This window comes from Methylobacterium sp. DB0501 (assembly GCF_011043735.1).
In the GTDB taxonomy this organism is placed as follows: domain Bacteria; phylum Pseudomonadota; class Alphaproteobacteria; order Rhizobiales; family Beijerinckiaceae; genus Methylobacterium; species Methylobacterium alsaeris.
In genome coordinates, this window is record NZ_JAAKGV010000020.1 from 16,859 (window position 1) to 29,356 (window position 12,498).

Annotated in this window: 10 protein-coding genes and 1 pseudogene; 8 read left to right on the top strand and 3 right to left on the bottom strand. The window is 65.4% G+C overall.

What is annotated here, in order from left to right; all coding sequences use genetic code 11:
- Positions 1 to 714 precede the first annotated feature (714 nt).
- The 7 genes and pseudogenes from G4G93_RS25720 (at position 715) to G4G93_RS25750 (ending at position 5,390) form a co-directional block, all read left to right on the top strand.
- The gene (locus tag G4G93_RS25720; RefSeq protein WP_232389522.1) at positions 715 to 1,710 is read left to right on the top strand and encodes an alpha/beta fold hydrolase; all 996 of its coding nucleotides are present in this window, start codon (positions 715 to 717) and stop codon (positions 1,708 to 1,710) included.
- An 8-nt stretch (positions 1,711 to 1,718) separates the two neighbouring features.
- Positions 1,719 to 2,150 (top strand): MliC family protein, encoded by a 432-nt coding sequence (locus tag G4G93_RS25725; RefSeq protein ID WP_232389521.1) that lies wholly within the window; start codon positions 1,719 to 1,721, stop codon positions 2,148 to 2,150.
- Positions 2,151 to 2,289: 139 nt separating this feature from the next.
- A complete protein-coding gene (locus G4G93_RS36800) occupies positions 2,290 to 2,592 on the top strand; it encodes a GCG_CRPN prefix-to-repeats domain-containing protein (protein WP_409513829.1) in 303 nt (100 codons plus the stop codon).
- A gap of 138 nt (positions 2,593 to 2,730) precedes the next feature.
- A pseudogene (locus tag G4G93_RS36095) lies at positions 2,731 to 3,165 on the top strand (hypothetical protein).
- A 266-nt stretch (positions 3,166 to 3,431) separates the two neighbouring features.
- The gene (locus tag G4G93_RS25740) at positions 3,432 to 3,686 is read left to right on the top strand and encodes a type II toxin-antitoxin system Phd/YefM family antitoxin (protein WP_048442866.1); all 255 of its coding nucleotides are present in this window, start codon (positions 3,432 to 3,434) and stop codon (positions 3,684 to 3,686) included.
- Between the two features lie 243 nt (positions 3,687 to 3,929).
- Positions 3,930 to 4,109 (top strand): hypothetical protein, encoded by a 180-nt coding sequence (locus G4G93_RS25745; RefSeq protein WP_048442867.1) that lies wholly within the window; start codon positions 3,930 to 3,932, stop codon positions 4,107 to 4,109.
- Between the two features lie 1,092 nt (positions 4,110 to 5,201).
- Positions 5,202 to 5,390, top strand: a complete 189-nt coding sequence (locus G4G93_RS25750; protein WP_048442868.1) for a hypothetical protein — start codon at positions 5,202 to 5,204, stop codon at positions 5,388 to 5,390.
- Between the two features lie 317 nt (positions 5,391 to 5,707).
- Here the strand turns inward: G4G93_RS25750 and G4G93_RS25755 are convergent, their stop codons facing one another.
- The 3 genes from G4G93_RS25755 to G4G93_RS25765 are packed head-to-tail and all read right to left on the bottom strand — an operon-like array spanning position 5,708 to position 8,164.
- Entirely contained in the window at positions 5,708 to 7,708 is a 2,001-nt protein-coding gene (locus tag G4G93_RS25755) for a conjugal transfer protein TraG (protein ID WP_048442869.1), read from the bottom strand.
- The gene (locus tag G4G93_RS25760; RefSeq protein ID WP_048442870.1) at positions 7,705 to 7,902 is read right to left on the bottom strand and encodes a conjugal transfer protein TraD; all 198 of its coding nucleotides are present in this window, start codon (positions 7,900 to 7,902) and stop codon (positions 7,705 to 7,707) included. Before G4G93_RS25760 ends, G4G93_RS25755 begins: the two co-directional genes overlap by 4 nt.
- The gene (locus G4G93_RS25765) at positions 7,886 to 8,164 is read right to left on the bottom strand and encodes a TraC family protein (RefSeq protein WP_083469037.1); all 279 of its coding nucleotides are present in this window, start codon (positions 8,162 to 8,164) and stop codon (positions 7,886 to 7,888) included. Before G4G93_RS25765 ends, G4G93_RS25760 begins: the two co-directional genes overlap by 17 nt.
- Before the next feature lie 516 nt (positions 8,165 to 8,680).
- Here G4G93_RS25765 and traA point away from each other — a divergent pair.
- Complete coding sequence (gene traA / locus G4G93_RS25770; RefSeq protein WP_048442871.1) at positions 8,681 to 12,487, top strand: Ti-type conjugative transfer relaxase TraA; 3,807 nt, start codon at positions 8,681 to 8,683, stop codon at positions 12,485 to 12,487.
- Positions 12,488 to 12,498 lie beyond the last annotated feature (11 nt).

The window sequence follows — 12,498 nt, forward strand, 5'->3', positions numbered from 1 at the left end:
GCACCACCCTGATCGAGCCGCGCCAGAACGCGCAGTGTCCAGCCCTGGATAGGATGGCGTTGCCTCTCTGAAGGATCTTTTTGGAAATTGAAAGATGTCTTCTACCATCCGGAAAAGTATTTTTATCTTTCCAGACCCATGAGGAAATCAAATCGGCGCACTACGTAGCGAGGCGTCGTTATGTTACACACGAAGAAAATCGTCTCAGCTTTATAAAATTGTGCGAGTATTTTCGATGGTGCTGCAGGAGGGACATTTGTGCGCCGCTGTCCCTCTCTGATGCGATCGTCGAAAGCTCGACGACCTTCAGGCCCAGTCACGTGAGCTAATCAGGTATCGGGGGCTTGGAGGCGACCGCCGAACGGGCCTCTTGGAAATGAAGCAGAAAGGTTTTCGAGCGTGTCTCCCTTGATCCAGGCCCCGTAAGCTTGGCAGTATGCCTCGGGGATCGGCCGAGATCTCGTGATGCGGAGGATTGCTTTGAGCACGCCGACGAGCCGCCCGCCGAGCCAGGTACGAACTGTCCTCAGCATCTCCCGCCATTTTGGACGGATGCTTGCCTGCGCAGCCTACCTCGCGGTTGGGGCAAGCTCCGCGGTCTATGCCCAGACCAGTAGTGGTACGCGCCAGGCGACGAGCGTCCGCTCGTCACCCGGAACCCTCCTCGATTGGCAGCCGATCCCAGGAGCGCCAGACGGAGCGGCAGCCTACCGCGTGCTCTACCGCTCCACCGGCATGCGCGGTGAGCCAATCGCGGTCTCAGGAGCCGTCATTGTGCCCGCTGGTCCTGTCCCGCTCGGCGGGCGGCCGATCGTTGCTTGGGCACACCCAACCACGGGTGTAGTCGACAAGTGTGCTCCTTCGCTCGCCCGCGGCCTGTTCCGCTCCATCCAGGGCCTGCGCGAGATGCTGGAGGGCGGGTACGTCGTCGCCGCCACGGATTACCCCGGGCTAGGCACGCCCGGTGCTCACCCCTACCTCGTAGGCGACAGTGAAGGACGGGCGGTCCTTGACTCGGTGCGCGCGGCGCGCCAACTCGCGGGTCCAGGTGGAACCACGCGCGCCTTCGCGGTGTGGGGCCACTCGCAGGGCGGCCAGGCGGCGCTGTTCACTGGCCTTCTGGCCCGGCGCTACGCGCCCGACCTGACGCTGGTCGGCGTCGCAGCGGCTGCCCCAGCGACGGAACTCGCCACGCTGATGATGGCCGACCTCGACACTTCGGGCGGCAAGAACCTCACGGCCATGACCCTGTGGTCGTGGTCACGTGTCTACGGTGCTTCGATCACCAAGGTGGTCACACCCGCCGCGCTGCCGGTGATCAACGAGCTCGCCAACGACTGCATCGAGACCATCTTCGACGTGCTGGAGCGCCGTAGACCTTCACGGGAGCTCGACCGCAGCTTCCTGGCCGTCAACAACCTCGCCGACCGGCAGCCGTGGCGCGGTCTCCTGGCCCGCAACACGCCCGGCACACTCCCGCGCGACATCCCGATCTTCCTGGCCCAGGGCAGCACCGACACCCTCGTGCTGCCGCGTGTGACTCAGGACTACCGGGCGCGTCTCTGCCAGGCAGGTAGCCGGGTCGAGTTCGACCTCGTGCCGGGTGTTGGACACCTGTTCGTGGCGCGTGACGCCGCCCCTGCCGCGATCGAGTGGATCGGTGAGCGCTTCGCGGGTGCGCCTGCCCCGAGCAATTGCGGGCAGGAGTGACCCACTTGGTGAGTGGTGACTTCCTGCTGAGGCGCGTGATCGAACGGCCGAAGGAGAAGTTTCATGTCGCATCACAGGTCGTTGGCCCCTCTTCGGCCATTGGTGTTCTGCTCGCCGCCCTCCTCAGCTCCGGCTCCGCCGAGGCGGGCGAGAGGACGCAGGTTGCACAGGCACAAGCGGCGCGACGACGGGTCGTGTTCGCCTGCCCTGGTGGTGTGCAGCTTCGTGTCGAGTTCGCGGTCACGGATCCCGGTCAGCCGGTGATCGTCCACCCTGCTCAAGGCCCAGCCATCACCCTCCCCGCCCAACTGAGCGGATCCGGCTTCCGGTATGGGGATGACCAGCACGAGCTGCAGGGCAAAGGGCGCGAGGTTACTTGGACGGATCGTAACCAGCCTCCACCCACCTGCACCGAGCAGGGTTCCAAATCTGGCAAGTAATTATCGAACACAGTGGCTCTGACATGGTCAGAACATGAGCCGAGCATTGCAGAAATGTAACGCAGCCAAGATTGGAGTTGCGGCGTTCTATAACTGTTCTCGAAGCTGATGAAGTGCTTCGACACAGGGGGACGCTTCCATGACACGGTTCACCTCCATGCTCGCGGCCAGCGTCGCGCTCGCCGTCCTGCCCCTCGCCAGCGCGCAAGCCATGCCGATTGCGCAAGATCTTGCGGTTTCGCCGCAGATCACGCTCGTTGCCGACGGATGCGGTCCGGGTGCGTGGCGCGGTCCCTGGGGACACTGCCGCACGACGCCGTATGTTGGCCCACTGCCGGTGAACCCGGGCAACGGCTGCCCTGCAGGCTCCTGGCGCGGTCCCTGGGGTCATTGTCGTGACACGCCCTACCATGGCCGCCTACCGGACGGTCTGTGGCAGTAAGCGGGATCACCGGCTCGGGTCGGTGAAGGCAGCACTCACCCGAGCATTTTCTCGCTTAGCAATTCGTGGCAAGCTTGGCTTAACTATTTGTTCGGCTACTCTCCGGCTCGACTGCAGCGCTCTGGCCGAGGAGCAGGGATGCCGATCCGGCGGGAGCACCGCTTCTTCTATCCTATCGACTGGCCCCAGCTCTCGGCGGTCATCCGCTTCCGCCGAGCGTAGGGCCGGTGTGATGAGTGCGGCCGGCCACATCTTCAGCGGGTCTTTCACCTCGGTGACGGTCGCTGGTGGGATCCTGAGATTGCGAGTTGGCGTGACGGCCAGGGTCGCAAGCTCCGGCAGCGGCTGCGCAACGAGGACCTGCTCGGCCACGTTCGCATTACCAAGGTGGTGCTGGCCGCTGCCCATCGCGACCACGACACCACGAACAACGAGGACGCCAACCTCGCGGCCTTCTGCCAGCGCTGTCACATGCTCCACGATCGCGACGAGCATCAACGGCGGCGCTGGCGCACTCTGTTTCGGCGTAAGGCGATGGGAGATCTCTTTCACGGGCCGTATCCCGCGAACTGAGGTGCGTCGTGGCACACCTGTCCCGAGTTAAGAGGCTGCCCTACGCTCGTGGTAGGCGATCTAGGACGCGTCCCCGTTCAAGGCTGCCAATGCCGAAGGACGGCGGATTCGTGGCGATTTGACAGGGCGGCCGCATCGTTTGGCAGGGCAACAAGAAAGACACGCCGACCCACCCCCTCCAGAGGGGCGTCCCCTCCGGACACCATCCGGTATTATGGTCCATACTTTCCATGATATATGGATTTCAGGGATCAGGAGGCAATCACATGCGTTCGTTCACGACCGCGGATCTCAATAAGCAGGTGGGCGAAGTCACTGACGCCGCTCAGCGCGCACCCGTAGTCATCACTCGGCGCAGCAAGCCCCGGTTCGTGCTGATGAGCCTGGAGCATTACGAGGCCCTGCGTGGCCCGAGCGACCCGCGCCGCGCCTTCACCCTCGCTACCATGCCCGATGACCTTCGCGACGGCCTCTTGCAAGCTGCGGAGGCCTACGAGCGGGAGCACGGCGGCGACGACTGAACCTCCGGAAACCGGACTCGTCGTCCGCTACAGCTTCCTCTGACCCCGCGAGCACGACCGCGGCGAGCGGGAGGGGCGCAAGGACCGGCCCGTCTGCCTCGTTGTGCCGGTCAATGTCGGCCCCGGGGCCGCGGTGGTCTTCCCGACTACCACCCAGAAGCCCACGCCTGTCGGACCGCGGTCGCGGTGCCGGAGATCGAGCGACGCCGGCTTAAGCTTACGGGCGATCGTCCCTGCTGGATCATGCTCGACGAGGCCAACAGCGACGTCATGCCGGGCTCGTTCCACCTCGTGCCGCTGGAGACATATCCCCTGCGCTATGCCTACGGCCGGTTCAGCCCAGCCTTCATGCGGGTGGTGCTGCAGACCATGGCCGAGCTGATCCGTGCCCGCCAAGTGCGAATGGTTCAGCGCGAGCGCTGAAGCCTCAGGCTCTGCCAGGATCGAAGCTCTGTCCTGCGATCTGCCCGCCGTCAGTGGCAGTGCAGGACCGAAGCGGCCGGACCATGCGACCGCAGATCGCTCTGAAATTGATATTCTACCGATATGTGCCCGGCCGGTGGTGGACGACCCGCTCTCCCGCAGCAACCCCGATAGTGGTCAGCCTCAGCTCTCGCTACCAGATCCGGGTCGGTCGGACGAACACGCCAGGCGCGGCGGTGAGCGCGTGGAGGAGGTAGGCCGGGATCGCGAGCTCGACCCGCTGGCGATCGGGCAGAGTTGGCATCCCGGGAGCACCACGCTGAGGGGACCCATGGCATGCGCTACCGATAGACGGCCCTTGTGTAGCTCTAAGATGCGACTGCATCGAAACTTCTCGGGACGAAGCGGGCTACACTGCCGAAGACGTTGCGTCGTCGGGCTCATAGAGTTTTGAGTTCCAGAAGGGCGTCCCCTACGGGCCGCGCCCTACTCGCCGCCTGCGGCAGCTCCCCGAACCCGCTGCGCGGTTTCGTCCCTTTGGGTAACGGTCGCTGACGCGATGCACGGTCGCCTGCAGTCAAGATGACTTGGTGGCCCGCCGTAAAAACCGGACTCAAGGCAGCAAGGCCTTAGCTTCAACCCGATCGTCTGGCGCTGGGCTGCCGGTGGCCTCAACGCTTCAAAGGGCGTTTGCGCCGCCAGTTTGGATTGAGTTCACCAAGCTTGGACCATAGAATTAGATACACGAGATCTGATCATCTTCCACTAAAGTGGATCATTGTCGAGGTTAGTGGATCCAATAGGGTGAGGGCGAGCATCTGCTCGATGCCTGTGCAGATCCGTTGATCAGAGTGCGACACGGTTTCGATTTCTGATATTAATAATATGACTTTGTAACATTATTAAATATTCCGACGACCTAAAATTCCCCTCACCTGTTCTGAACGTGAGCGATTTGGCGGTTGTGTCTCCAACACTCTGCCTCAGCATATCCGAGCGGGGATCGAGAGGCAGAAAAGGCCGGCAGGGATTGAGCCGGCGCGAGCGCGAGAGAGAGCCTTGCGGTCCGGCGTGAGCCCGACAGGCCGTCCCGTGGACGTCTCGATCATCACCAAGCACTTCATCGCCCTCGATCCTATCCCGGGCCCGGCCGCGATCCTCCAGGCCGGGATGCATCTCGCCGAGCTTCTCGCGGAAGGCCGTGCGATTGAGGCGACTGCCTTGCGCCAGGCCATGACGGCGGCCTGCGGCGGCAGCGACGCCGACGGCCTCTGGCTGTGAAGGACGCCTACGAGGCCTGCGAGATCGCCCAGATACTGTTTCTACGCCGGTTCTGGCCAGCGGTCCGCGCCAAGGCCGTGATCCCGGCCGCCCGCCCTGCCATACTCGGCCGGATCGCCGGCCTGTGCCGACCCACACTCCAGAGGGCTAGACCCCCTGGGCCGCTTAACTGGCGGCCTTCAACTCGTCGGTCGAGGCTAAGCATCACCCTGGTTCGTGCCGCGCGTGAAAAAGCCTTCGTCAGCCCCCATGCGAGCGGCCGCCGAACCGTCCGCGCGGACGGGTTTCACCGCAGCTCGCGCTGCTGCGAGCGGCCATCAGGCTGCTTCCCTTTCCTCCAGCCCAATCTCGCTTTCGGCATCAGTTTCGTCCTGCGCGTCGCGAGTATGGAAGCGGTTCGCACCAACCAGCTTCCTCATGTCGGCGCGCCGGAAGTAAATCGCTCGCCCGCACCGGATCGGCTCAACGCCACCGACGAGCAGGATCTGCTCGTCGCGCCGCATCGTGATGATCTCGTCGGGCATGATGAGCGCCCGCTTCTGGAGCGACGTCGATGCCGACAGGCTCATCCCACCCGAGCCCTTGCCGCCGGTGCGCGCCTGCTGGCTGTAGGAGATGAGCTCCTGGGTGTAATACCCGCAGCGCTCGGATAGCCATTTGGCGGTGTCGATGTCGGTGATCGCGGAGAAGCTCTGCCACGCGGTCGACTCGAACCAGGCGGACACGGCGTCCTTGTCGCCCCCCCATTGCTGCCGCAGCTGGCCGAGCGATTGGTACACCATCACGAGCGTGATGCCGTACTTGCGGCCAGCGTCGCGGGCGACCTCGATCAGGCTCATGTTCCCGAGCCGTGCCGCCTCGTCGAGGAGGAAGGCGACCCGGTCCTTGATCTCGCCATTGGCGTGATAGAGCGCGTTCATCAGCCCGCCGATGATGACCCGCGCCAAGCCCGCAAAATTCTGCAGCGTCTGGAGGTCGATCGCGATGAAAACGTCGATATCGTCGTCGACGAGATCGAGGCTGGAGAACTCCCCGTCCGATACGATCGCGGCATATTCCTTGAAGCTAAGCCAGTTCGTCAGGTCGGCTGCCGTGGCATAGACACCCGAGAACGTCTGCGGCGTCATGCTCTTGAAAGGCCCGAGCGCCAGCTTGGCGAACGAGCCGTCGTCCTCGGCCCGCAAGATCTTGCTCAACCGCTCCAGGAAGTCCGGTTCGGGCTCGGAGATCAGCTCGCGCAGGGTGCGCAGCGTGCGTGGCTTTTCGTTGAACGATCGGTTGAGGCAGATGTAGGCGAGGACTCCGCGTAGGAGCTGCAAGGCCGAGTTGCGGAAGAAGTCCTTCGGATCGTCCCGTTTGACCGGTCCGGTGGCGATCCAGCCGACCACGGCTGAGATGTCGTTCTCGGCCGAGGTCTCGCCCCGGCCGATCCAGTCGAGCACGTTAAAGCCGCTCATCGGGTTCTTGGGCGTGATGCAATGAACGCGGCGTTCGACGCCCGCACCACGGAAATTTCCCCGGTATTCCGCGAGCATCGGGTGCAGCTCGGTCGAGGGGTCGAGCACCACCGCATTTCCCGGCCACGACAGCAGCATCGGAATGACCGTGCCGGTGGTTTTGAACCCGCCCGATCCGGAGAACACGAGACCGTGGGTCGAGCCGATATCGCAGTTGAAGCCCATCATCGGCATCCTGCCCCCCGAGCCCCAGGTCTTAGGGTCGTTCGGCTTGAACACCCGAGACGTGCTCTTCTGGTCAAGATCGGGGCGATAGCGCTCGCCGAGCACCAGGTCGCCGTCCTCGGGAAACAGCTCGCCGGCGAGCTTCATCGTCGCCCATTCCGCGTCGCCGTAGGCAGCGGATTTCGAGCGGATCGGCTTGTTGTAGCCGCGCGTGGTTTTCTTGACCCGGACCAGGGACACGAGCGGCGTGATGAAGGCGACAAAGCCCGCGAACATGACAGCGCAGAACAACGGAACGTCGGCTCGACGCATCAAGGCGCGGGCATCTGCGCCGGGGTTGAGAGCGGTCAGCCGGGCGATCTCCTCGCGTACCGTCCAGGCGCACAAGCCGATCAGGAACAGGGACACGCACGCGGCAACGACGCGCCCACTATCGCCCGGTCGGGTAAGGCCGGCGGCGGCGAACAGGACGAGTGCGGGCAACGCCACCGCGGCCACGCGCATGGCATGGAGCATCATCGAGTGCCCCGGCTCCACCACGTAGATCGCCCCTACGAGCGGCGCGAGGAACAGGCTGATCCCGATATGCAGCGCGAGCCCGATCGCGACGATGAGGGTGGCGTAAACCCACTTCATTTCTTGAACTCCTTGTCCCCTCGCTGAGCGAATTGCTCGACGACGTCGGGGTCGCGCGTGCGCTCACGACCCTCGATCAGGAGGCCGAGCAGGACGTTGCTCGGCAGGTCAGCGAGACCGGCTTTGATGACGAGGCCGCCGAGCAGGATCTTGCGGTAGGCGTCAGCCTTCCGCTCGTCATGCCGCTTGGTCATCAGCTCCCTCTTCAGTGTGTCCAGAGCCTCGACGTCCCTTTGCCTTTGGCTGCGCCACCTCCGGGTTTGCCGCACGAAATCGGGTGACGATGGTTTGGAACTCCTGTGTCAGGGCCTCGTCCGAGATGTCGATCGAGCCGATGCCGGCCTTGATCGCCAGCTGTCCGATCCGCTCGCACTCGGCCTTGTCGTGAGCTTTGAGTTTGGCTTGAAGCGCCGCAATCTCGTTGACGATCGTCTCGCGCGACTTGGATCGAGCCATGGATACACTCTTCCCTCTCGGTTGAAGAGGTGACGGTTAACACCGGCACGCAGATCAGCAACCGCAACGTGAAAGGATGCGATACCATCCGAGGTTGTGAGACACTACCCGTGGTTCTGGTATCACACCAACGAGCGCGCTCCTCGTGGCAAAGGCTGGGCTCTCAGTCGACCATCAAGCCCCTGCCTTCCGGCGCCGGCCCGCTGATATCCGTCGCCTCGCCCGTGGTCGGAGGAGCACTTGGGCCAGCTGCAGAGCCCGGCGTTCTGATGGAAATCGATCCTTTCGCACCCTCACCGCCGCACATCCCATCTCCCCGAGGCAGGTCCGGTAAGACAGCCGCACTGCTCGGCTTCGCCGGTCGGATGGACTGGCCCCAAAGGGGCCTCTTTGAGCCGGAGCTGCGGCGCGCAGCGCCTCCGCAAAGTCGCCTGAGTTTTACGAAGGGGCGCACTTATGGGGAAATTTGCATTTCCCCTCGCAAGCTGCTAATGGCCAAGCTCAGGAAATCCGCACTTGGCCATCTATCACCTCTCGGCTCAGGTCATCAGCAGTGGCGCCGGCAAGAGCGCCGTCGCCTCAGCCGCCTACCGGCGCGCCGCGACCATGACCCGCGAGAGCGACGGCAAGGTCATCTCCTACGAGGGCAAGCAGCACGTCACCCACACCGAATTGAGCTTGCCGGCCCGGGTTCCGGCTTGGTTTCAAACAGCCATTGACGGGCGCAGCGAGAACGGTGCCTCGGCCTTTCTGTGGAACGCCGTCGAGCGGAAGGAGGGGCAGAAGGGCACCGGCTTCGCGATGGAGATGAACATCGCGCTGCCACTCGAGCTGACGGTCGAGCAGAACGTGGCACTCGCCCGCGACTGGATCGAGAACGCGATCACCCAGAACGGCATGGTCGCCGATTGGGCCCTGCACGATGCACCGGACAACCCGCACATCCACGTCATGGTCCCGCTCAGGAAGCTGACCGATGACGGCTTCGCGGCTAAGTTTGACTTCGCCCGTGACCGCGACGGCAACGTCCTCTACCGCGAGGACGGCAAGCCCCGCTACGAACGGCTGGCCGGGCCGATGAAGCACCTCGTCGACTGGCGCCGATCGTGGGCGGAGACGACGAACCTGCACCTTGCGGCCGCCGGGCTTGATCGGCGCATCGACCACCGCTCGCACGTCGAGGCCGGGATCCGCATCGAGCCGACCGAGCACATCGGCGTCCACGCGGTGAACATGGCCGCGCTCGGCAAGGTCTCCGACCGTGTCGAGGCGGAGAAGCAGAAGCGCCGCCGCAATGCGCAGGCCATCATCGAGGATCCCTCGACCCTGCTGCCGATCCTGACTCGCGAGAAGAGTGTGTTCGATGAACGCGATCTCGCGCGGGCAGTGTTCCGCTACATCGACGATCCGGTGGCGTTCGATGCGGTCCGCCTCAGGCTCGGTCAATCGTCTGAACTCGTTGCGGTGGCAGAGGAGGTGTTCGATCCCGAGAGCGGCCGGGTGGTGTCGCCGGCCCGCTGGACCACGCGGGCGCTCCTGCGTGCCGAGGTCCTGATGCAGGCCGCGACCGGCCGGCTCTACGCCGACCAGGGCCATCACGTGGCCCAGCCCGCACTGGCGCGTGCCTTCGCCACCCGCCCGGAGCTGTCCGAGGAGCAGCGCGAGGCGGTCCGCCACGTCACGACGCCGGACCGGATCGCGGCGGTGGTGGGTTTTGCCGGCGCGGGCAAGTCGACCATGCTCGGCGTCGCACGCGCCGCCTGGATCGGTGCCGGCTACCGCGTCATCGGTGGGGCTCTTGCCGGCAAGGCAGCGGAGGGTTTGGAGCGCAGCGCCGGTATCGCGAGCCGCACGCTCGCCTCGTGGGAGCTCGCCTGGAAGAACGACCGTGACCTGCTGAGACCCGGTGACGTCTTCGTGCTCGACGAGGCCGGCATGGTCGCCTCCGAGCAGCTCTCGCGGATCGTCCAGGAGGTCGAGCGGCGCGGGGCCAAACTGGTGCTGGTGGGCGACGCCATGCAGCTCCAGCCGATCGAGGCCGGCGCCGGGTTTAGGGCGATCACGGAGACGATCGGCTACGCCGAGCTGTCCGAGATCTGGCGCCAGGTGTCTCCGGCCATGCGGCGCGCAAGCGTGGCCTTCGCCCGCGGCGAGGCGGCAGCAGCGCTCGGCGTCTATCGCGAGGCTGGGATGATCCGGTTCTCGCCCAATCGCGAGGGTGCGCGCGAGGCCCTGATCGCGGCCTGGAAACCGGACTACCTCGGCCGGAAGCCGGACGGAGGAACGAGCGAAACGCTGATCCTGGCCCAGACCAACGCCGACGTCCTCGCCCTCAACACCATGGCCCGATCGGCCCTCAAAGCCGACGGGATGCTGGCCGACGAGGCCCGGTTCGTCACGGCGCGCGGCGAGCGGATGTTCGCTCCCGGCGACCGGGTGCTGTTCTTGGAGAACGACCGCTCGCTCGGCGTGAAGAACGGCATGCTGGCCACCGTCGAGACGGCGTCGAGCGGCCGGCTGGTGGTCAAGCTCGATCGGAATGGGACTGGCGACGGTGAGCGGATCGAGGTGCGGGCTGAGGCCTATCGCAACCTCGACCACGGCTACGCTGCGACCGTGCATAAATCCCAGGGCGCGACGCTCGACCGGGTGCATGTGCTCGTCACCCCCGGCATGGATCGGCACCTCGGCTACGTCGCGATGACGCGCCACCGCCACAGCGTGGTCCTGCACGGCGCGCACGCCGACTTCGTGCCGGACTGGCGTCGTGCCAAGTTCGGCGTCGCACCGTCAACGGACGTTCTCGACGCGGCTGCCCTCGACGGCTTGGCGCGACGGCTGTCGCGGGACGGCTCGAAAGCCTCGACACTGGATCACGCCAGCGAGGCCGCGTTCCGCGAGGCTGCGGTGTCGTTGACCCAGCCGCCGGAAGCGATGGACGGCGAGACCGTCCGAGATCGCGAGCGGGCAGCGCCGGTGCTCGATGCCGGCCGGATGGCGGCTGGGATCGCGGCGCTGGCAAACCGGCTCGAAGCCGAGGCGCTGACCAGAGAGAGTTCGGGATCTGCGGTCGTCGAGGTCGGAGCTGCTCCGCACGCGGCCGAGCGCGACGCGTCGGCAAAACAGCCCACCATCGACGTGTCCGTGTCCCCGGCACTGGCAGCGATCGAGGTCGCCCTGAGGCGACTGGAGCGGTCTGAGACCGAGACCGCCGATCGGGTCCGTCCGCAGGATCTGCGGGCTCTGGCATCGGCTTTCGCCGAGCGGCGCGGCCTCAATGGTCACGCCGCCCTCACGCCTGCTCTGGTGAAGCGTGCCCGAGAGATGGTGCGCAAGGCCGAGACACAGTGGCGCCGGCTCTACGGCCTCGCGACACGCCTTACTGCGGCCTGGAATACCTTGGCCGCCGCTCGTCCGTCCGCCGCCGTCAAGGCCGCATCGGAGGCTGTCGCTGCTGCGGTGAATGCTGCACCGGAAGCCCCCTCAAGAACGGGCCTACCGGCATCACTCAAGCCGTTCCTCGCCGCCGTTTCCTTCGACGAGAAGACCATCCGGCAGGCCCTCTACGACCGTGTCGATCCAAACACGCATCTGAAGCTGACGCTGGATGCGCTGCAACGCCGCCTGAAGATGGCGGTCGTGAACCCTGGTCCGCTCTACAAGGCGATCGTCGCCGAGCTGCGCCAGCCCTGGGAGGTCTATTCCGCACGGGTCGAGGCCCTGCTGTCCGACCCCGAACCGCATGGGGGCTTACGCGGGCGAAAGGGCTGGTTCATTCCGAAGGCGGACAAGGAGGAACGGGCGAAAGCCGAGGCCGCCTTCGCGCAAGCCCTGACGGCAGCCAACAACCTCAAGGGGCAGTTCGAGACTTCGGCCGAGAAGGGCCGTGCGGCGGAGATGCAGTACCGCAAACGCCTGCTGATCGAGGTGCCGGGCGTGTCTCCGATCGCGGCCGCCGCGCTGGCCAAGGTCAGTCGCATGCCGGCGACGAAAGCGCTCGACGATGCGGTCGTGGAAGCGGTCGCGACCCCCGAGCTGCGGGCCGAGGTGCTCGCCTTCGCCGAGGCAGTCGGGCGCCGCTTCGGCGCGAATGGCGCGATCGGCCATTCGCCGGCGGAGGGACTTGGCCCGGATCAGTGGCTCACGCCCGAGGAGCGCGAGATCCTCAGCGGCGGCGGATACGTCGCCAGCTACGTCAAGGACGGCACCCTGGATGAACTCGTGCTTCGAGCGCAGCTCCAGCAGCAGACCCAGGACCTGCAGCAGGCCGAGAGCCAGCGTCAGGATCTTGACAGGGGACAGGACCTCGGCCTGTCGCTGTGATGCGGACGCCA

Coding starts and splice junctions, on each gene's coding strand:
- G4G93_RS25755 (WP_048442869.1), bottom strand. CDS start 7,708: ATGAAGTGGGTTTACGCCACCCTCATCGTCGCGATCGGGCTCGCGCTG.
- G4G93_RS25745 (WP_048442867.1), top strand. CDS start 3,930: ATGCTCGACGAGGCCAACAGCGACGTCATGCCGGGCTCGTTCCACCTC.
- G4G93_RS36800 (WP_409513829.1), top strand. CDS start 2,290: ATGACACGGTTCACCTCCATGCTCGCGGCCAGCGTCGCGCTCGCCGTC.
- G4G93_RS25760 (WP_048442870.1), bottom strand. CDS start 7,902: ATGACCAAGCGGCATGACGAGCGGAAGGCTGACGCCTACCGCAAGATC.
- G4G93_RS25765 (WP_083469037.1), bottom strand. CDS start 8,164: ATGGCTCGATCCAAGTCGCGCGAGACGATCGTCAACGAGATTGCGGCG.
- G4G93_RS25740 (WP_048442866.1), top strand. CDS start 3,432: ATGCGTTCGTTCACGACCGCGGATCTCAATAAGCAGGTGGGCGAAGTC.